Origin of the sequence: Streptosporangium becharense (genome assembly GCF_014204985.1) — a bacterium.
In the GTDB taxonomy this organism is placed as follows: Bacteria; Actinomycetota; Actinomycetes; order Streptosporangiales; family Streptosporangiaceae; genus Streptosporangium; species Streptosporangium becharense.
On sequence record NZ_JACHMP010000001.1, the window covers coordinates 4,269,745 to 4,294,780 of the forward strand.

Below are 25,036 nucleotides of genomic sequence, written 5' to 3' on the forward strand. Positions count from 1 at the left end.
CGATAAATTCCGACATATGTGCTTAAAGGGCATATAAGGGTAGTAGCTTGGCATGACATCGCATCCGTCGGCGGGCGCGTTCCCCGGCTCCTCTCCCTTCCCGCCCATCGGGGACTACGCCTTCCTGTCCGACTGCGAGACCACCGCCCTGGTCGCCCCCAGCGGGAACGTCGAGTGGCTCTGCCTGCCCCGGATGGACTCGCCCGGTGTCTTCGCCGCCATCCTCGACCGCGACGCCGGAGGGTTCCGGCTCGGCCCCGCCGACCTGCGGGTGCCCGCCGCCCGCCGATACCTGCCGGGCACCATGGTGCTGGAGACGAGCTGGGGCACGCCCACCGGCTGGGTCATCGTGCGTGACCTCCTCCTCATCGGTCCCTGGCACCACGAACAGGAGCTCTCCCACACGCACCGGCGGGCGCCGACCGACTACGACGCCGCGCACGTGCTGCTGCGGACGGTGCGCTGCGTCAGCGGCGAGGTGCAGACCACCCTCGACTGCGAACCGGTCTTCGGCTACGGCCTCAAGCCCGCCCGCTGGTCGTACACCGACCGGGGCTACCACCAGGGGGTGGCGACCGCGGACGGGGAGAACCTGCGGCTGGCGCTCACCACCGACATGCGGCTGGGCTTCGAGGGCTGCCGCGCGACGGCGCGTACCCTCCTGAAAGAGGGCGACACCCGTTTCTGCGCGCTGTCGTGGACCGAGCACGAGCCGCCGTACACCTTCCAGGAGGCGTACCGGAGGCTGGTGTGGACCGCCCACCACTGGCAGCACTGGCTGGCCAGGGGAAACTTCCCCGACCACCCCTGGCGGAGCTTCCTGGAACGCAGTGCCCTCACCCTCAAGGGGCTGACCTTCGCCCCGACCGGCGCGCTCATCGCTGCGGCGACCACGTCCCTGCCAGAGACCCCGGGCGGCGACCGCAACTGGGACTACCGCTACACCTGGATCCGCGACTCGACCTTCGCCCTCTGGGCCCTGTACACCCTCGGGTTCGACTGGGAGGCCGACGACTTCTACTGGTTCATCGCCGATGTCGCGGAGCGGGACGAGGAACTCCAGGTCATGTACGGCGTCGACGGTGAACGCGAGCTGGAGGAGCGGATCCTCGACCACCTCGACGGCTACGACGGGGCCAGGCCCGTCCGGGTGGGCAACGCGGCCTACCGCCACCGCCAGAACGACGTCTGGGGTGCCGTCCTCGACTCCTTCTACCTCCACACCCGCTCCCGTGACCGCCTGGACGAGCGGATCTGGCCCATCCTGAAACGGCAGGTCGAGTCGGCCGTCAAATACTGGCGCCAGCCCGACCGTGGCATCTGGGAGGTACGCGGAGAACCCCGGCACTTCACCTCGTCCAAGGTCATGTGCTGGGTGGCGGTCGACCGGGGGGCGAGGCTCGCCCGGATCCGCGAGGACCTCCGGCTGGCCGAGTGCTGGCAGCGGATCGCCGACGAGATCCACGCCGACGTGTGCGCCAACGGCGTCAGCGAGGCGGGGGTCTTCCGGCAGGACTACCGGACCGACGCCCTCGACGCGTCACTCCTGCTCATCCCGCTGGTGCGCTTCCTGCCGCCCACCGATCCCAGGATCCGCGCCACCGTCCTGGCGATCGCCGACGACCTCACGGTCGACGACCTGGTCCTGCGCTACCACCCGAAGCAGACCGACGACGGCCTGTCGAGTGAGGAGGGCACCTTCACCATCTGCTCGTTCTGGCTCGTCTCGGCGCTGACGGAGATCGGCGAGTACGCCCGCGCCCGCAGGCTCTGTGAGAAGGTCCTCTCCTTCGCCAGCCCCCTGGGCCTGTACGCGGAGGAGATCGACCCGGTGACGGGCCGCCACCTGGGCAACTTCCCGCAGGCGTTCACCCACCTCGCGCTCATCAACGCGGTCATCCACATCATCCGCGCCGAGAGCAGCCGGGGCGCCGGGCCGGTCTGGCCCACATCGGGCCGGGAGCCGTCCTGACCCCGCCCGGACGCGCGCCGGCGACGCTGGGCATGACTAGGCTCTGGGACATGAACCGTCGTGTGATCGCCGTCGTGGTGCTCATCGGCCTGCTCGCGACGAGCGGCCTGTCCGTCGTCGTCGCCTGGGGCCTGTCCGGCTGAGGCGACCCGGCCGCCGGACGGGCCGGGGCCGGACGGAGTGGAGACACCGCCCCGGGCACTCGGCGCCGACAGGCCGCTGTCCGAAGCCGCGCCGGTCGGCCGCCGCCCGAGACCGCGGTGGCGTTTCGGGCGCCCGTCAGGCGACCACCATCGCGTTCTGGCCGGTGGTCTGGATCTGGTGGTGTCCCTGGGCGGACTGGGCCTGCGGCTGGACGGTGGGCTGCAGGCCCTGCGCCTGAGCGGGCTGGGGCTCGGCCTGGGGGTGGGACTGGAGGTCGGCGGAGTCCGCCGGCGCCTGCGCGGCGGCCGGGCAGGTGCAGTATCCGTTGGTCAGGATCAACCGCCCGCGCTGCGCCGTGTAGGTGCGTGAGTCGGTGGCGAGGAGAACGCCTGTGCATTTATGGCAGACGACGGACTGGCGATCCATGGGACGGCTTCCTTCCGTAAGGGTAGCCGTCGAACGCTCGTCGGTCCGGCCGGCTGGCTGCTCGTGCCCCGAGAGGGAGATACCAATCTCCCTGCCGAGGACTTCTAGCTTACTTCGTTACTTATGGTGATGATTGATGCACACGAAGTGACAGATGTAAGGCTTGGTCGCGCCGCTTCACACAGTCTCATGTCACGGGGCCGAGCGGTAGCGATTGTCCATCTCCCGTGCCGAGCGTCACACCGGTCCTTCCCGCTCCGGACGGACCGGGCCGCACACCGGGCCGCTCGTGACCGCCCGGCCACTACACCACCGCCTTCCCGCGGCCCCGCTCCGTCAGCACCGGCCGCAGGAGCAGCGCGTTGGCCGCCACCGCGACGCAGACCAGGCCGAGCAGGAAGCCCCAGCTCACATCGCTCAGGTGGTGCATCCCGCGATACATCCGCGAGTAGGCGATCCCGAGGGGGATGCCCAGGCCGACCAGCCACCACAGCAGGTTGAGGATCCTGTACCGGTGGGTGTGCAGGGTCAGCACCAGCGCGACGCCGCAGTAGAAGGCCACCGCGGCGCTGGTGTGCCCGGAGGGGAAGCTGGAGGTGGGCGGCGCGGGGTCGAGGTGCTCCACCGCGGGCCGCTTGCGCTCGGCGAAGACGGTCGCCAGCAGGAAGATCGCCGACTGGGAGAAGACGGCCAGGGCCAGGAAGATCGACTCGTTCCAGCGCTTGAAGACCAGGCGGAAGACGACGCCCAGCAGGACGGTGCCGATGATGATCACCGGAGTGTCCGAGAGACTCGACACCACATCGGTGATCGAGCTGAGGTAGGGCGTGCGGTCCTTCGCCATCTCGGCGTTGACACCCTGGTCGTTCGCGATGAGGGTCGTCGTCTGCAGGACCTTGGTGATGAGGAGCCCGACGCCGAGCGTCAGAGCCGCCATGACGGCCAGTGGCAGGAGGATGAGGCGCGCCACGCCCCGGAAATCCACCGACATTTTCGACATGGCGCGCCAGCTACCCCTGATCCGTTCCTTGGAACGCCTCGGGCTCGATGCCCTCCTCGGGCGCCACGACCGGTCTGCGGCCCTCACCCCGCCGCCAGGTCTCGTAGCCCGCCGCGGTGCCCGTGACGAACGCCACACCGAGCGTGACCCCCGCGACGACGTCGCTGGTCCAGTGCACGCCGAGCGCCACCCTGCTGTAGGCGACGAAGGCCACGACGGCCGCCGCGGCGGCCCAGGCGACGATCCGGGCGGCCCGGCTCCGCAGTGAGGGGAGCAGGATCAGCATCAGGATGCACGCACCCAGCGCGGCACCCATCGCGTGGCCGGAGGGGAACGACGCACCCGGTGCGGACGCCACCGGGTCCGGCAGGTCGGGGCGGGCGCGGTCGACGATCTCCTTGAGCGCCAGGTTCAGCAGGCCGCCGAAGGTGATCGTGGCGACCGCCCAGACGGCGAGTCGCCGCGACCCCCGTCGCCAGAGCCACAGTGCCACCAGCACCACCATCACACGCCAGGTCCACGGCCCGAACACCTCGGTGGCCACCCTGAGGAAGGCCGTGTAGCCGGGGTTCTCCAGCGCGTCCTCGTGCATGTCGAGGGTGACGCCCCTGTCGAAGGAGTCGAGCGGGACGAAGGAGGTCTTGACGAACACGAGCAGGAGCGCGAAGGGCACCGAGAAGACCCAGGCGGCCATCACCGCCAGGGTCAGCCGTATGCCCAGCCGCCGGTCAGATGCATGATCGTCTGCTGGCCGGCGGTGCGAGGACTGACCATCGATAATCCTGACCATCGTCCATGGCTACCCGATGTCCGCCGGATATGCCTCCTCCGGCCGGAGGAGGCCGGGTTCAGGCGGCGCGGCGGGGCTCCCGCCGGGCGGTCCAGCGCAGGACGTCGCAGTGGCGCCGTTCGGCCTCGGCCAGCACGACCTCACCGGCGTACGCGTCGAGTACGGCGCGCAGGTGCGGCAGCTGCTCGGCCACATCGTCCCAGGCGCGGGACGGATCGTCGTGGCCCAGCTCGATCAGCGCGTCCAGGTACGCGGCGTAGGCCGTCCACCACTGGCGGCTCAGCTCGGACAGGAACCCGTCCAGGCCGCCGAACTCGCGCCGGATGTCGTCCTCCCACCACGCGGGGACGGTGACGTCACCGGTCTCCGCGAGGTCGCGGAGCACGACGTGCGCCAGGGAGCGCCGCCGTCGCACGGCGGCCGAACGTGACGTGCTGCTCATGCACCCAGCCTGACGATCTTCGTTTGCTGAACGTTTAACGATGTATTGACGGTTATATGCGGACTCACCCCCAGGCCGGGGAAGGGGGAACCGCTTGGCCGGAGTCATCGGGCGGCACTAGGCTTGCTGTCCGTAGATCATTCCGCCCTGTGTCCGCGGAGCTACCTCAACGTGGAGGAGCCCGCCCATGACCCGGGTCGTCGGAATGTCCCGGCCTGTCAGCCGCACGACGGGCGCTCTCACCGGCCGCCCCGGTGCCGCCGAGGGTTCCCCGGAATCCGGGCCGTGTTCCCGGTGCCGTCACCTGGTGGGGGAACAGCCGAACCGGCACGCGGCTCCCACGGCCGGATCAGCCGTGAACGGCATTCCGTGAAAGCCCGGCCGTGCGAACACCCGGGAGAGACCACGGTCATGGCCCTCCGGTCCCCCGCTCATATTTCTCCCATTCCTGGGAAGTCGTAGTGCGTAAGTCAAGTAACCAGGCCGACGCTGAAAGGCGCCACACATATGACTCACATTGATCCGGAAGCGCTGGTGGCGAGCCTGAGAAGGCTTCAGACGACCTCCCCTGCGACCGGCATAGTCCATCAATTGGAACGTGCGGTCGATGTGGTGAACACGATGTTCGGCTACTCGGGTGCGGGTTTGATGTTTGCGGAGGAGGGCAGAGATCTGCGTTATTTGGTCGCCACCGACGAGCGCGGACGCAGTCTTGAGGGTGCCCAGCTTTATCTCGGGCAGGGGCCGTGCGTTTCGGCGTACGAGCAGAATTCGGCGGTCACCTCCACGGATGTGCACACCGACCCGCGCTGGCCGAAACTCGCCGACCGGCTCCACCCCGATGTGCGGGCGGTCGCCGGGGTGCCGGTGCGGCTGGGCGGGGAGCCGGTCGGCACGTTGAACGTCTACCAGTCCACGGCGTATGAATGGGATGAGTCGGACGTCCAGGCGCTCTACGGCTACGCGGACGTGATCGAGCAGTTGCTCATGGCGGCGATGGCCGCCGAGGAGAAGAGCGCCTTGGCCGACCAGTTGCAGTATGCCCTCGACTACCGCGTGGTCATCGAGCGGGCGATCGGATATCTGATGGGCAAACACGACATGACCGCCACCGAGGCGTTCACCGGCCTGCGCAAGCAGGCCCGCGACAGCCGTCGCCGCGTCGCCGACCTGGCCGCCGAGGTGCTGGGCGAGGGGGCGGGCGAGCTGCGGTGATCCTGCTCGCGTCGCCGGAGGGGGCCGCCCGGGCGGAGATCGTCGTCTACGGCGACCTCGATGTCGTCACGGGTGTCGAACTGCGGCGCGTCGTCGGCGCGCTCGGCACGGCGACGATCGAGCTGGACCTGGCCCATGTGACCTTCCTCGACTGCGCGGGCGCGAGGACGCTGCTCTGGGCCGACGAACACGCCCGCCGCCTCGGCGGCACGGTGACCCTCGTGCGGCCGTCCGGCCTAGTGACGCGACTGCTGCGGCTTCTGGAGTTCGATCGTCACCTGCTGATCCGCCACTGCGGTGGTACGGCCGACGCCGACCGCACCGCCGGGGGACTAACCTGATCGGTGATGTATCGATTCGTGTTCACGCAGGTCCTCAGCCGCCTCGATCCGGAGGACGCCCACCGGCTGACGGTCCGCGCGCTTCGCCTTCTCTCGGTGACGCCGGTGCTCAGGCGCCTGGTCCACCGCCGCCTCGCGCCGCGTGATCCCGCACTGCGCGTGCAGGCCTTCGGCGTCCACTTCCCCGGGCCGTTCGGCCTGGCGGCCGGCTTCGACAAGGAGGCCGGTTGCGTGGAGGCCCTGTCCGCGCTCGGTTTCGGCCATGTCGAGGTCGGTACGATCACGGCGCACGCCCAGCCCGGCAACGCCCGCCCCAGGCTGTTCCGCCTGCCGGCGAACCGCGCGGTGATCAACCGGATGGGCTTCAACAACGCCGGAGCGGGCGCCGCGGCCCGCCTGCTGGGCAGGACCCGGGGGGTCCCGGCGATCGTCGGCGTCAACATCGGCAAGACCAAGGTCGTGCCCGACTCGGGCGCCGTCGACGACTACGTGACCAGCGCCAAGGAGCTCGCCCCGCTGGCCGACTACCTCGTCGTCAACGTCAGCTCGCCCAACACCCCCGGGCTGCGCGACCTGCAGGCCGTCGAGCTGCTCGGCCCGCTGCTGCGCGCGGTCAAGGAGGTCGCCGACGGCACCCCCAAGCGCACCCCGCTGCTGGTCAAGATCGCCCCCGATCTGGCGGACGAGGACGTGGACGCGGTCGCGGACCTGGCGCTGGAGCTCGGGCTGGACGGCATCATCGCCACCAACACCACGATCGGCAGGGAGCCGCTGACCGAGGCCGAGCGGCCCCGCGACCGGGCGGTCCGCGACGAGCGGGGCGGCCTGTCCGGCAGGCCGCTGAAGGCCCGCTCCCTGGAGGTCCTGCGCCGGCTGCGTGCCCGGGTGGGCGACCGGCTGGTGCTCGTCTCGGTCGGCGGCGTCGAGGACGTGGACGACGTCTGGGAGCGCCTGCTCGCCGGGGCCACGCTGGTCCAGGGCTACACGGGACTGATCTACGAGGGGCCGCTCTGGGCCCACCGGATCAACCGTGAGCTGTCCCGTCGCCTCCGCCGCCACAAGGTCGTCGACCTCCGGCAGATCATCGGGCGGACCGCCGGCTGAGGCATACCCCCGGCGGGTTCCATCCGTCCGGGCGTATACCCTGGGTGGGTAAGAACCGACATGGGAGGCACGATGAGCGTGACCACATACACCGTCACGGGCATGACCTGCGGCCACTGCGTGAGTTCCGTCAAGGAGGAGGTCGGCGAGGTGCCGGGCGTCACCGGCGTCGAGGTCGACCTGCCGACCGGCCGGGTCGAGGTCTCCGGGGAGTCCCTCGACGACGCGGCCGTCCGCGCCGCCATCAAGGAGGCCGGCTACGAGGTGGCCGGCTGACCCCGCGCGGTCTTCGGCCGACCCCGCGCGGTCTTCGACGGTCCGCCGCCCCGAGAGGTCCCGGGGCGGCGGCGCAGGATGATCACATGCTGGGGCGGGTGGAGTCGGCGGCGTGCGTCATCTCCTCCAGATGCCGCATGGCCTCGTCCACCCTGACGATCCCCGGGCGGTGACGACGGCGGCCGGTGCCGCCCTCCTGCCAGGGACGCGGCCCGGCCGGCGGCCGGTACTCCACGCCCAGCGCGTCGAGGCGGCCCAGGTGGCCTTCGAGCCGGGCGTCGAAGCCGGGCCCGGCCGAACCCGACCAGGCGACTTCGGCCAGCGCGCACCCGCGCGGCCAGGCCCGGTAGTCGACCGCCCGCGCGTCGGGGAGCCGTTCACTCCACAGCTGGAACTGCGCTCCGAGCACGCGCTCGCGCTCCGAATCCGTCCACGACCCCGGCGCCGGGTCGAAGGCGGCGACGTCGGACACGGTGATCGTGTCGCCGATCGCCAGCGGTTCCCGCTCGGAGGCGGCCTCGGCGTAGTCGAAGTACAGCGGGAAGACGGGCGTCTGCACCACGTCGTGCCCGGCCGCGGCGGCGCGGCGGGCCACCCCCGGGCCGCGCCAGGGCATCACGACCGTGTCGGGCCTGAGCATGCCGCTGACGAACGCCTCGTCCCACACCACCGCCCGGCTGCCCCGCTCGGCCAGCACGTCGGCCAGCCGCCGCAGGAACCAGGCGTGCAGGTCGGCGGGACCCGCCAGTCCCAGTTCCGCCTGGAAGGCGACGATCTCGGGGGAGGCGGCCCAGTCGTCGAGCACGCACTCGTCCCCGCCGATGTGGACGTACGGGGTCTCGCCCAGCGCCTGCAGGATCTCCTCGAACACCGCGGTCAGGAAGTCGATCGTCCCGGGCAGCGGCGACAGGATCGCGGGGGAGATGCCCCACCGCTCCAGCACGTGGAAGGGCTCGGGACGCCGCCCGCCGGTGGCGCGGGCGTCGAGCTCGGGGTAGGCGGCGAGGATCGCCGAGGCGTGCCCCGGCACGTCGATCTCGGGGACGACCGTCACCGCGCGCGCCCGCGCGTACGCGCCGATCTCGGCGAGGTCGTCCAGCGTGTAGTACCCGCCGTGCGGCACGTCGTCGAAGACGGGTTCCTCCCGGTAGTAGCTGACGAGGGTGCGCCGACGGTGCGAGCCCACCTCGTGCAGCCGCGGGTGGGCACGGCTCTCGACGCGCCATCCCTGGTCGTCCACCAGGTGCAGGTGGAGCCGGTTCAGCTTGTGCACCGCCATGAGGTCGATCATCCGCAGCACCTCGCGTCTGGGCAGGAAGTGCCGCGCCACATCGAGGTGCACCCCCCGCCAGGAGAAGCGGGGGGCGTCCTCCACCCGCCCGCAGGGCACGGTCCACCCGGCCCGGGGCACCGTGCGGAAGGCCGCGTCGGGGAGGAACTGCCGGAGGGTCTGCCCCGCGTAGAAGGCCCCCGCCCGGCCTCCGGCGGTGATCCGGACGCCCTGCGCGGTCACCTCCAGGGTGTACGCCTCGGCGCCGAGCGACGCGGCGGACTCCACCATGATCGTCCCCGTGGCGGCGGGACGCGGATCGAGCACGGGCAGGGCGAGCCGTACCGCGTCGACCAGTTCGGCGGGACCGGCCACGGTGGTCCCGGGTGGGAGCTCGGCGGAACCGCCGGTGGGAACGACCGCGGCGGGAAGCGGCAGGAGGTGCGTCATGCCGCCGATCATGCCAAGTCGCACCCGGCCACGCTATTGCAGGGCTATTGCAGGTAGTCCTGCACGCCGTTCGCCAGGGAGAGGGCGATCTTCTGCCGGAAGGCGGGCTGCTGGAACTTGGCCGCCTCCCCCGCGTTCCGCATGTTGCCGCACTCGACGAAGATCTTGGGCACCGTGGAGAGGTTGAGCCCGCCGAGGTCGTTGCGGAAGTCGAGCGCCGCCTTGCCGATGTAGGTGGAGTACGGCAGGCCGGTACCGCTGCGGAAGGCGTCGCGCACGGCGACGCCGAGCTTCTCGGAGGCTCCGACCACCGGGTCGACCGGCCCCTTGATCTTCCGCGGCATGATCACGTGGAAGCCGCGGTTGCCGGGGCTCGACCCGTCGGCGTGAACCGAGATCGCCGCGTCGGCCCTGGCCTTGTTGCCGATCGCCGCCCGTTCGGTGATGCACGGCCCGACGCCGTCGTTGCCGTCGCGGGTCAGCTTCACCGTCGCGCCGCGGCTCTTGAGGATCTTTGCCAGACGCTGGGAGACGTCCCAGGTGAAGGCCGCCTCGCTGTAACCGTTCGCGGTGGCGGTGCCGGTGGTGTCGCACGCCTTCCACTGGGTCAGGACGTTGACCTTCTTGTTGATCACCGACGGGTGGCGGAAGTTCTGCCCGTTGTGGCCGGGGTCGATGACGACGACCTTGCCGCTCAGCGGCTTGGCCTCGATGCTGGAGCCCGCCGCGGCCGTCTCGGGGCCGGTCGCGGGCTCCGCCGCCTCACGGGCGGGCCGGGCGGCCGTGCTCTGCGCCGTGCCCGCCGTCGCCGGGTTCGCCGCGGACGGGGCGGCGGCGCCCCGCGCCGGGTCTGCGGCGGAGCCCTGGGTGCCGCCGCATGCGGCGGCACCCAGGCCGCAGAGGACGAGGGTCGCCGCGAGTGCTTTGCCGGTCACGCTTCCATCCCTTTCGCAGGAATCGTCAACCACCCAACCTACGTGGCCCGACGGCATGAATCGGCCGTTCCCCCCGATATGCCCCCCCGGCTACCAGACGTGCTCGCCGACCTCCTGCTTCTGCAGGAGCGAGGCGAGTTCCCTGGCGTCCTCGGCGTCCAGCCCGAGGACGACGCGCGGACGCCCCCACGGATGGTCGATCGAATGGGCCACGTAGCTCGCCACGGACTCCGCTCCGGCGTCGCCGCGGCCCCGGGCGGCCCGCCACTGCGTCCATGCCCGCTCCAACTCGGCGGCGGCCCGCTGAGCGCATGCGACCAGCTCAGGATCACGCATTTCAACCCCCCTCGTCACGGCCAGAGTCAACACCGCCGACACACCGCCGCCGATGAGGTTGACCCGCTCTTGGGGAGCTCCTGAAGCCTGCCTGGGCGTCGTGTAACGCTCCAGGCAGGCTCTTTACCGCGCCACGGGTCCCGTGCTCTGCCGTACGACCAGCTGAGGGGCGATCTGACGCAGCCGCGAGGCCTGGCGGGGGTCGCCGATCCGGTCGTTCAGCAGTGTCGCCGCGGAGCGGCCCATGGCCCGGCGGGGCTGGTCGACGGTGGTCAGCGGGATCGGCTGGGGTCCGGCCTGGCGCATGGTGTCGTACCCGACGACGGACAGGTCCTCGGGCACCCGCAGACCCAGCTCGGCGGCTGCGGCGAGCACGCCCAGGGCCACCCGGTCGTCGGCGGCGAAGATCGCCGTCGGTGCGGGGGAGCGGGTCAGCAGGTTGTGCGCGGCGCGCGCGCCGCCATCCTCGGAGGAGTCGCCCTCCTCGACCATGATGTACGGCGCCAGCGAGTGCCGGCGCATCGCCACCAGGTAGCCCTCGCACCGGAACCTGCCGGAGGAGGAGCCCGTGCCCTCGATGTGGGCGATCCGGCGGTGGCCGAGCTCCACGAGGTGGTCGACGGCCAGGCGGGCACCCAACTGGTCGTCGTCGACGACGATGTCCACGCCGCCGAGGTCGATGTCGCGCTCGCCCACCACGACCGTCGGCGTGTAGCCGGTGGCCTCGACGAGCGTCCCACTGGTGGGTGCGATGCCCAGCAGGACGAGCCCGTCGACGCGCAGTTCCAGGAACGCCTCGACCGCCTCGTCCTCGAAGGCCGGGTCCCACTGGCTGTTGCCGATGAGCAACCGCAGCCCGTCGCCGTGCAGGCTCTCCTGGAGGCCGTCCAGGAACTCGGCGTAGAAGGGGTTGTGCAGGTCGGCGACGAGCGCGCCGACCAGGTGGGTGCGGCCCTCGACCAGGCTGCGCGCGACCGCGTTGGGCCGGTAGCCGAGGTCTCTGGCGGCCTGCAGCACCGCCTGTCTGCGGTGCTCGCTCACGTGTGGTGATCCGCGTAGCACAAGCGACACCAGTGATTTGGAGACACCGGCGCGCTCGGCCACGTTGCGGATCGTGGGCCGCGGGCGCGGCCCGGCCCCGTCGGGTAAGACGGGGTCGGCGAACCCCTGAGTTCGGGTGGCGGTGGTGTTGACCGGCGGTCCTGACATGGCTCTCCCCCGTGATGGTGGATGGGCACCTGTCACTGAAAACGATCGAGTTCCGAATGGGGTACGGGTTGGGAGGAGGGAAGTCCGATCTTGACCTCGGCGGTGCGGGGCGGGGCTCCGATAGTCTGCACGGCGTGGGTTCGACATCCGGAGCCGCCGAGCAGCACGAATCCGCCTCGGCGGTCGCACGGCCGGCGCGCCGCAGGCTCAGCGTGGATCGGCGCCGTGAGGAGCTCATGGCCGCGGCGCTGGAGCTGTTCAGTGAGCGGGACACCGGGAACGTGTCGATCGACGACGTCGCCTCCGCCGCCGGCGCGTCGCGTGCCCTGGTCTACCACTACTTCGGCGGCAAGCAGGAGCTCTACGTCGCCGCGCTGAGGAGCGCGGCGGCCCAGTTGGAGGAGCGGCTGCGGCCCCAGGGCGGCGGGCGCCCGCTGGAGGAGCTGGCCGGAGGACTCAGGCGTTACTTCGACTTCGTCGAGGAGCACGCGGCGGGCTTCGCCGCGCTGCTGCGGGGCGGCCCGGCCAATCGCAGCGGTGAGATCGGAGAGATCGTCGAATCGGTCAGGCGCCGGATGATGCGCCTGATCATGAAGCAGATGCGTGTCGAGGAACCGGGGCCCGCTCTCCGCGTCGCCCTGCGTTCCTGGATCGCCTCCGTCGAGACGGCCGGCCTCGACTGGCTGGAGCACCGCGACATCGAGCGCCCGGTCCTGGAGCGCATGCTGGTCGACCACATGGTGGCGTTGTTCGGGGTGGCGGCGGATCACGACCCGCAGGTCGGGGAGCTTCTGGAGGCTCTGACCGGAGACGGGGCGGCGTAGCGCCCCGGGCCGGGCCGGGGGAGGGGTGCGGAGTCTCCGTGGGGAGGGGTGCCGGGGCGGCGCCGGGCGGGCGACGCCGCTCCCCACAGAACCCGTTCGACCTACGCGCTCACGGAGGGTGAGCGCGCGATGTCCCCCCTAGATCGGTGACGACCCCGTCTTACTCCGAGCGCTGCTGCGGAATCCCCGCGAGCAGTGCGCGAACCTCGGTCTCCCGGTACCGGCGGTGTCCGCCCAAGGTGCGGATGGACGTCAACTTGCCCGCCTTCGCCCACCGGGTCACGGTCTTGGGATCGACGCGGAACATGGTTGCGACCTCCGCGGGCGTGAGCAGCGGCTCTGCCTCGGGTGTACGAGCTGACATTTGTGCGGCCTCTCCTCCATGTGGACCGGCGACAGCGATCCTGCGACTTGACGCTTGTCACGGATGTCCTCGTATGGCCCCTTGCGTGCGGCTGTTCGGACCATATGCGGCATCACCCGATGTGACCATACAGCCACGTAGAGCGATTGGCGAGTCTTTGAGTGACTCATCTCTCTTGTGTACATGTTGTGGTCACGCTCGGTGATTCTAGCGACACGTTTCGTGGTATCGCAGTGAAAACGGCAAACTACTCAGTTCGTAGGTGCATCCCCGGTCATCGACGGACCTACTTACGCAGGTCGAAGGGATGATTTGCGACTCAGTTTGCTGATTCGAGAAGTTGTATTGATCTCCAGCGTAGGATCACCCGCTGGTACATGGCGAATGCCAGGTCTTCCTCGCCTTTCTCCAGACCCGTCAGCGCCGCCGCGAGCTCGGCCACCGACTCGTCGCCCTGGAGTTCGTCGTCGTCCATGAGATTGACGATGCCGCCGTAGTCGAGTTCCACCAGTGAATGCGGATGGAACTCCTCCAGCCAGCGGGCCACGTCCTCGACGTCGGCGGCGACCGCGACCTCGCCCACCTGCCTGCGGATGATCTGCAGGGCCCGGGCGCTGCGGCGCCTGGCGTGCGCCATGGACGTCACGTAGATCAGGTTGCGGGTGGTGGTCGTGCCCCCGGGCGGGTTCTCGCCGTCGATGACCAGCCACCGCTCGTTGCCGTCGAAGGGGATGAACCAGGATGTGGGAACGTGCCAGGTGGAACTGCGGATGTGGGTGCGCAGCGCGGCCGAGCCGCCGCGACGCTTGAAGCGGTCGAAGTCGTCGGCCGTCTGCTCGGCCACCGCCGCCGGCACGAACCGCTCCATCAGCTTGGGCGGGGTCGTCCCCCGCAGTCGCGAGAAGGCCAGCCATGATCTGAGCCTGCTCTGCCAGGGACAGACGTACAGGACGTCGTCCACACGCCTGAGATAGGCGTTGGGACTCTCCTGCGCGGGTGCGGGGGCCGGAGACACCCCCAGGAGGCGGCGCACGGCCTCCCCGTGTTCGGCGTGGAGCGCGCTCGCGCGGCGGGGCCGGTCGGTCGCCTCGGCGTACGCGGCCCACGAGGCACGCTCCGCCGGGCTGAACGCGACCAGCGGTTCGTAGACTCGGAGGTACGCGGCATAGGGCAGCACGACCGCATCGTGTCATGAAGAGGCGGTTGTTGTCCGTATCTGGCCGCTTCTCGATGCGACAAGATCTCCCTGTCTCGGCCACTGAGATACGCCGTACGCGCACGTCGTGCCTTCGCCCGCTTGTGGTTACGCTGAGGGTGATCTCCGCCGCGACGGTGCGGCGGGAACGGATGACTGGGAGTCACCACAGTGACCGACGTCTTCGGGTTGTCCCACAAGGACGCGGGCCCGGTAAGCAGCCAGGCGAGGCACGAGCAGGTCGTTTTCTGTTCCGACGAGCGAAGTGGCCTCCACGCGATCATCGCGATCTACAACACCGCCCTCGGTCCCGCCCTCGGCGGCACCAGGTTCTACCCGTACGAGAGCGAGCAGGCCGCGCTGGCCGACGTGCTCAACCTCTCGCGGGCGATGGCCTACAAGAACGCCCTGGCCGGACTCGACCTCGGTGGCGGCAAGGCCGTCATCATCGGCGACCCGGCGACCGGCAAGAGCGAGGCGCTGCTGCGCGCCTACGGCCGGTTCGTCCAGTCGCTGGGCGGGCGTTACTTCACCGCGTGCGACGTGGGCACCTACAGCGAGGACATGGACGTGGTGGCCCGCGAGAGCTCCTACGTGACCGGCCGCACGTTCGCCAACGGCGGCGCCGGAGACTCCTCCATCCTGACCGCGTACGGCGTCTTCCAGGGCATGCGCGCCGCGGCCGAGCACACCTACGGCACGCCCACGCTGCGCGGCAGGCGTGTCGGCGTCGAGGGGGTCGGCAAGGTCGGCCACCGCCTGGTGGACCACCTGGTCGAAGACGGCGCCGAGGTCGTCGTCTGCGACGTCAGCGAGCGGGCCGTGGAGCTGGTGCGGCGGCGTCACCCGCAGGTGGAGGTGGTCGCCGGGCGGGCGGAGCTGACCGGTGCCGAGATCGACGTCTACGCGCCGTGCGCTCTCGGCGGTGCGCTGGACGACGACGTGGTCGCCCGGCTGCGCGCCACGATCGTGTGCGGCGGGGCCAACAACCAGCTGGCCCACCCCGGGGTCGAGAAGCAGCTCGCCGACCGCGGCATCCTCTACGCACCCGACTACGTCGTCAACTCGGGCGGGGTCATCCAGGTGGCGGACGAGATCCAGGGCTTCAACATGGATCGCGCCAAGGCAAAGGCCACCCAGATCTACGAAACGACTCTAAAGATCTTCGCCAGCGCGGCGGAGGACGGCGTCCCTCCTGCGGTCGCAGCCGATAGGCTAGCCGAGCGCAGAATGTCGGAAGTCGGGCGGATTAGGGGCATTTGGCTGGGCCGCTAGCCCCTCGCGTCCATACGGCGTACCGAGCCGGGCGCAAAACAGGTACGGTTGTAGGCGAACGAGAGCTGACGCCTCAACTCAGGTGGCGTCAGTGCGTGGTGCGTTAGCGACGAGGGGTCGGGCACGACCCCACACGAGGGGGTCGAGCCAATGGGGCGCGGCCGAGCAAAGGCCAAGCAGGTCAAGGTTGCTCGCCAGCTGAAGTACAACAGCGGTGGCACTGATCTTGACCGTCTTCGCGACGAGCTCGGAGTCAGAGACGACTCCGACCACAACGACGACTCCAACGACGCCTACGACGAGCTGGCGGAGCGGTACGCCGACTACGCCGATGAATTCGGCTCCGGGGACGACCGCGAAGACGGGCCTTCCGGTCGCCGCTAGGTGAGCTCCACGTTGACGGTGAGCAGGGCACCCGATGGTCGGCGAGACCACCGGGTGCCCTTCTCCGTGTGAGTCGGTGACACGACGGCGCTCCGGGATGCCCGGGGCGCTTTTGGTGTGTCCACCCCCGCTGGTTCCACCGCGGGTGAGTGCCGGAGACCGGTGCCCGCGGCCCGGTGGCGCCCCGGGCCGACCGGCCGCTCGCCCGGTGTTTCCCGGGGCCGGTCGGCCCGCTCGGCGATTCCCCCTGGGCGGGCCGGTCGGCCGCCGGCCCGGCGTGCGGTACCGGGCCGGCGGCCGACCGGTCAGCGGAAGCGCGCCTGACCGTCGCCGGCGACGATCTCACCGAGCACCCACGCCGGCAGGCCGCGCTCCGCGAGCAGGGCCAGGGCCGGGTCCACGGCGTCGGGGCCGACGATCGCGGCCATGCCCACACCCAGGTTGAAGGTGCGGTCCATGTCGGCCTGCGCCACCTTGCCGTGCCCGGCGAGCACCTCGAAGACGGCGGGCGGAGTCCACGACGAGCGGTCGAGCAGCGCGTCCAGCGTCGGCGGCAGGGAACGGGACAGGTTGCCCGCCAGACCGCCACCCGTGATGTGCGCGTATGCGTGCACGTCGACCGAACGGGCCAGCTCCAGGCAGTCGAGCGAATAGATCCTGGTCGGCTCCAGCAGCTCCTCGCCGAGCGTTCGTCCCAGCTCGGGCACCTCCGCCCCCAGCGACAGCCCCGCCAGCTTGATGATGTGCCGGACCAGCGAGTAGCCGTTGGAGTGGATGCCGGAGGACGCCAGCGCGAGGACCACGTCGCCCTCGCGGACCCGGTCGCGGCCGAGCATCCGGTCGGCCTCCACCACTCCGGTGGCGGCACCGGCGAGGTCGTACTCCTGGGCGCCCATGGCCCCGGGGTGCTCGGCCGTCTCCCCGCCGATGAGCGCGCAGCCCGCCATCCGGCAGCCCTCGGCCACCCCGCCCACGATCTCGGCGATCCGCTCCGGGACGACCTTGCCGCAGGCGATGTAGTCGGTCATGAACAACGGCTCGGCACCGCAGACCACCAGGTCGTCCACGACCATGCCGACCAGGTCGATGCCGATCGTGTCGTGCTTGTCCAGCCGCTGCGCCAGCATGACCTTGGTGCCGACACCGTCGGTCGACGTGGTCAGCAGCGGACGCCGGTAGCCCAGCAGCGCCGAGGCGTCGAAGAGACCGGCGAAGCCGCTGGCGTCGTCGACCACCTCGGGCCGCCGCGACCGCGCGACCTTCGCCTTCATCAGCTCGACGGCACGCTCACCCGCGTCGATGTCCACCCCGGCGGCGGCGTAGCTGGTCATGCGACGGCACTCCTCGTCGTCCGGGCCGGTCGGCTGACTGGCCTGCTCACAGCTTGGCCTCCAGCACGTACTTGCCCACGTTGTCCTGGTCGATCGGGATCGGGTACTCGCCGTCGAAGCAGGCGCGGCAGAGCCGCTTCGCCGGGATCGTGGTGGCCTCGGTCAGGCCCTCCAGCGAGATGTAGCCCAGCGTGTCGGCACCCAGCGACGCGCGGATCTCCTCCACGCTCAGCGAGCCGGCGATCAGCTCGGCCCGGGTGGCGAAGTCGATGCCGTAGAAACACGGCCAGGCCACCGGCGGCGAGGAGATGCGGACGTGCACCTCGCGGGCACCCGCCTCGCGCAGCATCTTGACGATCGCCCGCTGCGTGTTGCCCCGGACGATCGAGTCGTCCACGACGACCAGGCGCTTGCCGGCGACGACCTCCTTCAGCGGGTTGAGCTTCAGGCGGATGCCCAGCTGGCGGATCGTCTGCGACGGCTGGATGAAGGTGCGGCCGACGTAGGAGTTCTTCACCAGACCCTGGCCGTACGGGATCCCGCTCTCCTCGGCGTAGCCGACGGCGGCGGGCGTGCCCGACTCGGGGGTCGGGATGACCAGGTCCGCTTCGACCGGGTGCTCCCGGGCCAGCACGCGGCCGACCTCGACCCGGGTGGTCTGCACACCGCGGCCGGCGATCGTCGTGTCGGGCCGGGCCAGGTAGACGTACTCGAACAGGCAGCCCTTGGGATCGGCCAGCGCGAACCTGCGCGAGCGCACCCCGCGCTCGTCGATGGTGATCAGCTCACCGGGCTCGATCTCGCGGACGAACGTGGCGCCCACGATGTCCAGCGCGGCGGTCTCGGAGGCGACGACCCAGCCGCGCTCCAGGCGCCCCAGCACCAGCGGGCGGACGCCCTGCGGGTCACGGGCCGCGTACAGCGTCTTCTCGCTCATGAAGACGAGCGAGTAGGCGCCCTTGACCTGCGGGAGGAGTTCGGCGGCGGCGTCCTCGATGGACTGGGTGCGGTCCTGCGCGAGCAGCGACGTCAACACCTCGGTGTCGGTGGTCGCCCTGGTCGACCCCGGCGCCAGACGGCGTGCCAGCTCCGGGGTGTTGATGAGGTTGCCGTTGTGGGCGAGCGCGAGCCCGCCCTCCTCGGTCGAGCTCAGAGTCGGCTGGGCGTTCTCCCAGACGCTCGACCCGGTGGTCGAGTAGCGGCAGTGGCCGATCGACAGGTGGCCGCGGAGGGTGCCGAGCACCGACTCGTCGAACACCTGGGCGACCAGGCCCATGTCCTTGTAGACCAGGATGCGGCTGCCCTCGCTGACCGCGATGCCCGCGGACTCCTGGCCGCGGTGCTGCAACGCGTACAGCCCGTAGTAGGTGAGTTTGGAGACTTCTTCCCCAGGAGCCCAGACGCCGAAGACGCCACATGCGTCTTTCGGGGGCCGGTCGTGGGGGTCAAGGTCATGGCTCAGATGGCCGTCGCCCTTCAGCACGTGGTTCATTCTAGGTTGGCCTGTTCGTTGCTCGCGCCCAGGGTCCTTTTCGTGACATGGCTCACCGTGACCAAATGATCGTCAGTGTTTTGCCGTGTCGTCCTGTTTGATCGGCGGGTCGCAGGGGAGTGTGAGGTATCCGGCATGTCCAAGCGTCGGGAGAGCAGACGTGATAACACCCATGGACCCGAACCAGCCCGGCCGGCGGCGTGAGCCGCAGGGCGGGCGGCCCGAGCGGGAAGGGTCCGGCTCGGAGGAGCCGCCGAGCGCCTCCGAGGAGCCGACGGCTCAGGACGAGCAGGCCGCCTCCCGACCCGGGGCCGCCCCTCCTCGCTCGGGTGAACCCTCCGCCCACGCCGTCTCCCCTCCGCCCGGGCCCGACACCGGGCCGCAGTCGTCCGGCGCGTCGGCGCAGGAGTGGATGGAACGTTCCGGCCCCGCGGAGGAACCCTCCGGACCGCCCGGGGCGTCCCGGTGGGAACCGCCGGGAGCGGGCGGGACGCCCGCCTGGGAGCCGTCCGAGCCGACTGTGACGCCCGCGTGGGAACCCGTCGAGCGGACGGGGACACCGGCCTGGGAGCCGTCCGGGCGGGGCCCCACGCCGGGCTGGGAGTCGTCCGCCGACGAGCGCGTGTGGCCGCAGGAGCCCGCCGACCGGCCGTCCGCGACGACACCGGCGGGACCGGGCGAGCCGGGGGAGCCCACCCCGTGGTCCCCCGAGCCCGACGAGCCGGACCTCCCGGAACGGCCGTCGTCGCCGGTGCCCGAGGAGCCGTCGCTCCCGCGGCACCCGGACCAGCCGCGCGCGCCGGAGGTGCCCGGCCCGCAGCAGGTCGATCCGAACGCCACGATGACATACGGCTCGCCGGGTTACCCGCGGCCGGACGCCGCGGCAGCGGAGGACCGGGCGGACGCGGCAGCGGAGGACCGGGAGGAGGAGCGGCCCGCTCACCCGGTGCCGGGTGCCACGCCCCCCGCCTACCCCGGCTGGGAGAGCGCCGCGGAGCCCGCCGGTGGGCCGGGACCGTCCGGGATCCCGGCCTCCGCCCGCCCCTCGCGCTACGACCCGCCGACGGTCCCGGAGGGCGTCCCGGACCACGGCGACCGGGACGCGGACCAGGACGAGCACGACACCACCCAGCCGGGGCACCTTCCAGGCCAGGGCGGGACCTGGCAGCAGGGGCCGCCACCGGCCGGTAGGTCGTACCCGTCCCACGAGGGCACCCCGCCCCGAGCCGGTGAAGCGCATCCGGAGCAGTCCCGGCCCGGTGAGCCGCACGCCGGTGAACCGTACTCCGCGCAGCCACGGACCGGTGGCGAGTCGTACGCGGACCGGCCTCCGGCCGGCGGGCCGTACGCGGGGCAGCCGATGCCCGGCACGCCCGTCTACCCGGGCGGCACGCCGTACCCGGCCTACCCGGGCGGTCCCGCGAAGCAGGGCGGCGGCCTGGGCACGGCCGCGCTCGTCCTGGGCATCGCCGGCATCCTGCTGCTCGTCGTCTGCGGGATCGGCGTGCTGCCGGCGCTCGTCGGCCTGATCATCGGCATCGTCGCGGTCGCCAAGGGCTCCAACAAGGGCCGGGCCTGGGTGGGCATCGTCCTGAGCGTCCTCACCCTGGTTCTCGCCGCGGTGTTCGTCGCCTGGGTCTACAACCGGGCGGGCGACTGCCTCAACCTGCCCCCGCAACTGCAGCAGCGCTGCATCGAGGATCGGTTCGGGGTCCAGATCGAGACCGGGTCCTGACCCGGTGCCGGTCGCGTCTCCCCAGGTGGGCGACGCGGCCGGCCTCCGGCGGTTCGGCGCGGCGGCGGGTGCCCGGAGCGGCCGTCCGGCACGGCGGGCGGCCGGAGAGATCGCCGTGTGGTGACGGACGGCCGGAGGAACCGCCGGCGCGGTGGGCCGGAGAGATCGTCAGCGCAGTGGCAGGTGGCCGGAGAGGTCGGCCCTGGCCCCGCTCGCGGTGACCTTCCCGGCCTCCGTCGCCTCGGCCCAGGTCATCCGGCCGGTGGCGAGCTCCAGCCAGGTGCGCGCGTCGGTCTCGACCACGTTCGGCGGGGTGCCCCGAGTGTGGCAGGGCCCCTCGACGCACTGCACGGCCGCGTACGGCGGCACCCGCACCTCGACGGTCCGGCCGGGGGCGGTCGTCGCCAGCTCGTCCAGCAGGTGGCGCACAGCGAACCGGGCCGCGTCGCGCTCGGGTACGATCCCCCGTTCGAAGGCGCGCAGGGTCGCGCCGACGCAGGCTCCCAGCAGCGCGGTGAGCTTCTCGGGCCCGTCGTAGGGCGGCTCGTCGAGGGCGATCAGCTGGCCGTCGAGGGCGGCACGGACCTTGGCGGGATCGGGCTTGTGTGGTGGCACGCCTTCCATGATGCCCGCCCACCGTGAAGATGCCCGCCCACCGCAAAGGATCATTCGGACGAACGGTTCATCACCCGGGCAAACATCGTTCACCCCCGGTTCGGATGGCACCCGTAACGTCCCGGCGCAACGACCTCGCTTCCTTTTGGAGGACCTGTGGCGAACATGTCGCCGCGCCGACTGCTCCCGCTGCTCACCAGCCCCCACAAGGGCGGCCGCAGCGCGCTCACCTGCCGTTTCCGCTGCGGCGACCAGTGCGCCCACGAAGTGACCAACACCAGCGGCAACCCGTACTTCGGTGACGTGGTGGCCCAGGCGGTCTCCCGCCGCAACATGCTCCGCGCCGGAGCCCTCGGCGCCCTGGTCGTCGGGACGGGGGTCGGCACCGCCCTCCCGGCCGTCGCCGACCCGGAGCCCGAGGCGGAGGGTTTCCGGCACGGCAACGGGCACGGGAACGGGCACGGCGGGAGGGGCAGCCTGCGTTTCACCCCTGTCGCACCGAACACCGACGACAAGCTGACGGTCCCCGCGGGGTACGCCTCGGTGGCCGTGGTGCGCTGGGGCGACCCGGTGCTGCCCGGCGCCCCCGAGTTCGACTTCGAGAACCAGACGGCCGACGCTCAGGCCGCGCAGTTCGGCTACAACTGCGACTTCGTGACGTTCTTCCCGATGGGCCACAACCGCGGCCTGCTCTGGGTGAACCACGAGTACTCCGACGAGACGCTGATGTTCCGCGGCTACAAGGACGGCACGTCCGCCACCGAGGAGCAGATCAAGATCGGCATGGCCGCGCACGGCGGCTCGGTCGTCGAGATCCAGCGCGTGGGCGACACCGGCGAGTGGCGGCTGGTCACCCGGGGGCGTCGCCGCTACAACCGCCGCATCACCGTACACACCCCCATGAGGTTCACCGGCCCGGCGGCGGGCAGCGACCTGCTCAAGACCGCCGCCGACCCGTCCGGCACCAAGCCGGTCGGCATGCTGAACAACTGCGCCGGCGGCACCACCCCGTGGGGCACCGTGCTCACCGCCGAGGAGAACTTCAACCAGTACTTCGTCAACGGCAACGGCGTGCCCGAGGCGCAGAAGCCCTACCTCTCGCGGTACGGCGTGAGCCCCACGACGGGCATCCCGAGCGGCAGCCGCCGCTTCGACCGGGTCGAGGAGCGGTTCGACCTGGCCAAGCACCCCAACGAGATCAACCGGACCGGCTGGATCGTGGAGATCGACCCGTTCGACCCCGACTCCACGCCGATCAAGCGCACCGCCCTGGGCCGGTTCGCGCACGAAGGCGCCACCACCTCCCTGGCCGCGGACGGCCGGGTCGTGGCCTACATGGGGGACGACTCCCGGTTCGAGTACGTCTACAAGTTCGTCTCCAGGAAGCGCTACATCCCCGGGTTCGACCGGCACAACCGGACCCTGCTGGACGACGGCACGCTGTACGTGGCCAAGTTCACCGGTGACAGCCCGGCCGCCGAGATCGACGGCTCCGGCAAGCTCCCCGCCGACGGCGGGTTCGACGGCTCCGGCGAGTGGATCCCGCTGGTCACCGGGAACGTCTCGCACGTGCCCGGGATGACCGCCGCCGAGGTGCTCGTCTACACCCGGGTGGCGGCCGACAAGGTCGGCGCGACCAAGATGGACCGTCCCGAGGACGTGGAGCGCAACCCGGTCACCGGCGGCGTCTACGTGGCCCTGACCAACAACTCCAACCGGACCCCGGCCCAGGCGGACGAGGCGAACCCTCGCGCGTCCAACAAGCACGGTCACGTCCTGGAGATCGCCGAACGCCGCAACGACGCCGGTGCCACGACCTTCGCCTGGTCGCTGCCGCTGGTCTGCGGCGACCCGAAGGACCCCGCCACCTACTTCGCCGGATTCGACAAGACCAAGGTCTCGCCGATCTCCTGCCCGGACAACGTCGCCTTCGACGCCGACGGCAACCTCTGGATCTCCACCGACGGCAACCAGCTCGGTGCCAACGACGGCCTGTTCGTCATGCCGGTACGCGGTTCCGAGCGCGGCCACCTGCGCCAGTTCCTCAGCGTTCCGGTCGGCGCGGAGACGTGCGGTCCGCTGATCAGCAAGGACCAGCGCAGCGTCTTCGTGGCCGTGCAGCACCCCGGTGAGACCGACGACGCCAGCCCGGAGACTCCCAGCAGCCACTGGCCCGACGGCGGCACCGCCCAGCCCCGCCCGTCCGTCGCGGTCGTCTGGCACACCGGAGGCAAGAAGATCGGTTCCTGAGCCCGGTCCCGGCTCGCGACCGTCCCGGGAGCAGGCGCGAGCCGTCCCCGGACGGTGTCCGGGGACGGGCGTGAGCCGAACCACCGCCGGACCGGTGGGGTGACACCCACCGGCCCGGCGGGCCGCTCCCGCTTCGGAGCCGGCCGGTCCCGTGCCGTCCCGCTACGGTGCGCCGGGGTCCCGGCGGGTGCGCGCCAGGGCGGCCGTCAGGGTGCCCGCCAGAGCGACGGCGAACAACATGGCGTAGGCGTTGCGGAACCCGTCCATCAGCTGCTCGACGGCCACCGGCGAGACGCGTGAGAGCGTGCCCGCGTACACCTGGGCACGCAGCCCGGCGCTGACCGAGCCGGTCAGGACACTCAGGGTGAGGGCGACGCTGAGCACGATCCCGACATTCATGATCATGAGCCGGAAGCCGTTCACCACGCCCATGCTTCCGGCGGGCAGCGCGGACATGACCTGCGTGGTGTTGCCGGTGAGGAAGGTGCCGCTGCCGCAGCCGCACAGGAACAGGCCCGCCCCGACGATCCAGTACGGCGTGGCCGGGTCCACGGTCAGGAACAGCGCACCCAGTCCCGCCGTGCTCATCAGGGCTCCGCCCACGGACAGCGCGTAGGGCGGCACCCGGCGGCCGGCGGCACCCGCCACCGGTGAGGCCAGGGCCATGCCGATCGGCACCGGCAGCACGCCCAGCGCGGCGGTGACGGCGTCGACGCCCCTGGCCGCCTGGAAGTAGAGGGCGACCAGGAGGACCAGCGCCGCGCGTGCCAGCGCGTTGCAGAACGAGGCCGCGTTGGCGAAGGCCAGCATGCGGTCGCCGAACAGCCGCATGTCGAGCACCGGGTTGGGGGAACGACGCTCCACGAACACCAGGACCGGGACCAGCGCCACCGCGACCGCCGCCCCGGCCAGCACCACCGGGCTGTTCAGACCCCGTGACCCCGCCTCGGACAGCGCGATCAGGGCCGCCGAGAGCACGGCGAACACGATCAGGTTGCCCGGCGCGTCCACCGGCCGGCGCGGCCCGCGGGGAGCCCGGCGCAGGGTGAACGCCCCCCAGGTGAGGGCGACCAGCCCGGCGGGCACGTTCACCCAGAAGATCCACTGCCAACCGGCGATGTCGGCGACGAGACCGCCCAGGGTCGGCCCGGCGAGCTGGGCCACCGAGAGCGTGCCGATGTAGACGCCCATGCCCTGGCTGAGCCGGTCCGGAGGGAAGGCGTCGGTGATGATCACGGTTCCGTTCGCCAGGATCATCGCCGCCCCGACCGCCTGCACCACCCGCATCGCGATCAGGAACCAGACGCCCGGCGAGAGTCCGGCGAGCAACGACCCGGCGGTGAACAGGGCGAACCCCGCCAGGTAGATCTCCCGCCGGCCCAGCAGGTCGGCCACCCGGCCGAAGAAGACCAGGCTCGCGGTGTTGACGAGGAGGAAGGACAGCAGGACCCAGCCCGAGGCGAACGCGTCCGCCCGGAAGTGCCGGACCACGGCGGGGAGTGCCACGTTCAACGTGCTGCCGGAGACGCCGATCAGGACCATGCCGAGGCTGGTGACCGAGCAGACCCGCCAGGCGTAACGGAGCTTTGACAGGTATTCCGGGGAACCGGGCAGATCTTGGGGAACTGCGACCATGATTCCCAGTCTGACGTACGTTGTAC

24 protein-coding genes are annotated in these 25,036 nt (G+C 71.1%); 10 read left to right on the forward strand and 14 right to left on the reverse strand.

Annotated elements, in window-relative coordinates; translation table 11 throughout:
• The first annotated feature begins 52 nt into the window (after positions 1-52).
• On the forward strand, positions 53-1,972 hold the full coding sequence (locus F4562_RS18920) for a glycoside hydrolase family 15 protein (RefSeq protein WP_184542911.1): 1,920 nt from the start codon (positions 53-55) through the stop codon (positions 1,970-1,972).
• A gap of 279 nt (positions 1,973-2,251) precedes the next feature.
• Here F4562_RS18920 and F4562_RS18925 read toward each other — a convergent pair whose 3' ends face one another.
• The 4 genes from F4562_RS18925 to F4562_RS18940 form a co-directional block, all read right to left on the reverse strand.
• Complete coding sequence (locus F4562_RS18925; RefSeq protein WP_184542909.1) at positions 2,252-2,542, reverse strand: hypothetical protein; 291 nt, start codon at positions 2,540-2,542, stop codon at positions 2,252-2,254.
• A 304-nt stretch (positions 2,543-2,846) separates the two neighbouring features.
• Positions 2,847-3,512: a phosphatase PAP2 family protein gene (locus F4562_RS18930; protein ID WP_184542907.1), complete on the reverse strand. Its 666-nt coding sequence runs from the start codon at positions 3,510-3,512 to the stop codon at positions 2,847-2,849.
• A 40-nt stretch (positions 3,513-3,552) separates the two neighbouring features.
• Entirely contained in the window at positions 3,553-4,236 is a 684-nt protein-coding gene (locus F4562_RS18935) for a phosphatase PAP2 family protein (RefSeq protein WP_246473478.1), read from the reverse strand.
• Positions 4,237-4,390: 154 nt separating this feature from the next.
• Positions 4,391-4,774: a hypothetical protein gene (locus F4562_RS18940; protein ID WP_184542903.1), complete on the reverse strand. Its 384-nt coding sequence runs from the start codon at positions 4,772-4,774 to the stop codon at positions 4,391-4,393.
• Between the two features lie 591 nt (positions 4,775-5,365).
• Between F4562_RS18940 and F4562_RS18945 the strand changes: the two genes are divergently transcribed.
• The 4 genes from F4562_RS18945 to F4562_RS18960 all read left to right on the forward strand — a co-directional run bounded on the left by F4562_RS18945 (position 5,366) and on the right by F4562_RS18960 (position 7,710).
• Positions 5,366-5,989, forward strand: a complete 624-nt coding sequence (locus F4562_RS18945) for a GAF and ANTAR domain-containing protein (protein WP_184542901.1) — start codon at positions 5,366-5,368, stop codon at positions 5,987-5,989.
• A complete protein-coding gene (locus F4562_RS18950) occupies positions 5,986-6,330 on the forward strand; it encodes an STAS domain-containing protein (protein WP_184542899.1) in 345 nt (114 codons plus the stop codon). Before F4562_RS18945 ends, F4562_RS18950 begins: the two co-directional genes overlap by 4 nt.
• Before the next feature lie 6 nt (positions 6,331-6,336).
• Positions 6,337-7,434: a quinone-dependent dihydroorotate dehydrogenase gene (locus F4562_RS18955; RefSeq protein WP_184542897.1), complete on the forward strand. Its 1,098-nt coding sequence runs from the start codon at positions 6,337-6,339 to the stop codon at positions 7,432-7,434.
• A gap of 72 nt (positions 7,435-7,506) precedes the next feature.
• Positions 7,507-7,710 carry a heavy-metal-associated domain-containing protein gene (locus F4562_RS18960; RefSeq protein ID WP_184542895.1) on the forward strand — a complete coding sequence of 68 codons (204 nt, stop codon included), beginning with the start codon at positions 7,507-7,509 and terminating at the stop codon, positions 7,708-7,710.
• A gap of 82 nt (positions 7,711-7,792) precedes the next feature.
• Here the strand turns inward: F4562_RS18960 and F4562_RS18965 are convergent, their stop codons facing one another.
• The 4 genes from F4562_RS18965 to F4562_RS18980 all read right to left on the reverse strand — a co-directional run bounded on the left by F4562_RS18965 (position 7,793) and on the right by F4562_RS18980 (position 11,910).
• Complete coding sequence (locus F4562_RS18965) at positions 7,793-9,454, reverse strand: beta-N-acetylhexosaminidase (RefSeq protein ID WP_311734049.1); 1,662 nt, start codon at positions 9,452-9,454, stop codon at positions 7,793-7,795.
• 20 nt (positions 9,455-9,474) lie between these two features.
• Positions 9,475-10,365 (reverse strand): N-acetylmuramoyl-L-alanine amidase, encoded by an 891-nt coding sequence (locus F4562_RS18970; RefSeq protein ID WP_311734048.1) that lies wholly within the window; start codon positions 10,363-10,365, stop codon positions 9,475-9,477.
• A 90-nt stretch (positions 10,366-10,455) separates the two neighbouring features.
• Positions 10,456-10,701, reverse strand: coding sequence for a hypothetical protein (locus F4562_RS18975; RefSeq protein WP_184542891.1), 246 nt, complete (start codon positions 10,699-10,701; stop codon positions 10,456-10,458).
• Between the two features lie 123 nt (positions 10,702-10,824).
• A complete protein-coding gene (locus F4562_RS18980; protein WP_184542889.1) occupies positions 10,825-11,910 on the reverse strand; it encodes a LacI family DNA-binding transcriptional regulator in 1,086 nt (361 codons plus the stop codon).
• 134 nt (positions 11,911-12,044) lie between these two features.
• Between F4562_RS18980 and F4562_RS18985 the strand changes: the two genes are divergently transcribed.
• A complete protein-coding gene (locus tag F4562_RS18985) occupies positions 12,045-12,734 on the forward strand; it encodes a TetR/AcrR family transcriptional regulator (RefSeq protein WP_311734047.1) in 690 nt (229 codons plus the stop codon).
• Between the two features lie 160 nt (positions 12,735-12,894).
• On the opposite strand, the gene bldC is transcribed toward F4562_RS18985, so the two are convergent.
• Complete coding sequence (gene bldC / locus F4562_RS18990) at positions 12,895-13,098, reverse strand: developmental transcriptional regulator BldC (protein WP_013133571.1); 204 nt, start codon at positions 13,096-13,098, stop codon at positions 12,895-12,897.
• Between the two features lie 319 nt (positions 13,099-13,417).
• Entirely contained in the window at positions 13,418-14,275 is an 858-nt protein-coding gene (locus F4562_RS18995; protein WP_184542887.1) for a DUF8083 family protein, read from the reverse strand.
• A gap of 189 nt (positions 14,276-14,464) precedes the next feature.
• Between F4562_RS18995 and F4562_RS19000 the strand changes: the two genes are divergently transcribed.
• On the forward strand, positions 14,465-15,568 hold the full coding sequence (locus F4562_RS19000; protein WP_184542885.1) for a Glu/Leu/Phe/Val family dehydrogenase: 1,104 nt from the start codon (positions 14,465-14,467) through the stop codon (positions 15,566-15,568).
• A gap of 150 nt (positions 15,569-15,718) precedes the next feature.
• Complete coding sequence (locus tag F4562_RS19005) at positions 15,719-15,952, forward strand: DUF3073 domain-containing protein (protein WP_184542883.1); 234 nt, start codon at positions 15,719-15,721, stop codon at positions 15,950-15,952.
• A gap of 305 nt (positions 15,953-16,257) precedes the next feature.
• Here the strand turns inward: F4562_RS19005 and purM are convergent, their stop codons facing one another.
• Both purM and purF read right to left on the reverse strand, forming a co-directional pair.
• Positions 16,258-17,283, reverse strand: coding sequence for a phosphoribosylformylglycinamidine cyclo-ligase (purM, locus tag F4562_RS19010; RefSeq protein WP_184542881.1), 1,026 nt, complete (start codon positions 17,281-17,283; stop codon positions 16,258-16,260).
• Between the two features lie 46 nt (positions 17,284-17,329).
• On the reverse strand, positions 17,330-18,775 hold the full coding sequence (gene purF / locus F4562_RS19015; protein ID WP_184542879.1) for an amidophosphoribosyltransferase: 1,446 nt from the start codon (positions 18,773-18,775) through the stop codon (positions 17,330-17,332).
• Positions 18,776-18,947: 172 nt separating this feature from the next.
• Here purF and F4562_RS19020 point away from each other — a divergent pair, with 172 nt between their 5' ends.
• A complete protein-coding gene (locus F4562_RS19020) occupies positions 18,948-20,510 on the forward strand; it encodes a DUF4190 domain-containing protein (RefSeq protein WP_184542877.1) in 1,563 nt (520 codons plus the stop codon).
• Positions 20,511-20,678: 168 nt separating this feature from the next.
• Here the strand turns inward: F4562_RS19020 and F4562_RS19025 are convergent, their stop codons facing one another.
• Positions 20,679-21,134 (reverse strand): sterol carrier family protein, encoded by a 456-nt coding sequence (locus F4562_RS19025; RefSeq protein ID WP_184542876.1) that lies wholly within the window; start codon positions 21,132-21,134, stop codon positions 20,679-20,681.
• Positions 21,135-21,281: 147 nt separating this feature from the next.
• Between F4562_RS19025 and F4562_RS19030 the strand changes: the two genes are divergently transcribed.
• Positions 21,282-23,375, forward strand: a complete 2,094-nt coding sequence (locus F4562_RS19030; RefSeq protein WP_446459026.1) for a PhoX family protein — start codon at positions 21,282-21,284, stop codon at positions 23,373-23,375.
• Positions 23,376-23,537: 162 nt separating this feature from the next.
• On the opposite strand, the gene F4562_RS19035 is transcribed toward F4562_RS19030, so the two are convergent.
• Positions 23,538-25,010: an MFS transporter gene (locus F4562_RS19035; RefSeq protein ID WP_184542874.1), complete on the reverse strand. Its 1,473-nt coding sequence runs from the start codon at positions 25,008-25,010 to the stop codon at positions 23,538-23,540.
• Positions 25,011-25,036 lie beyond the last annotated feature (26 nt).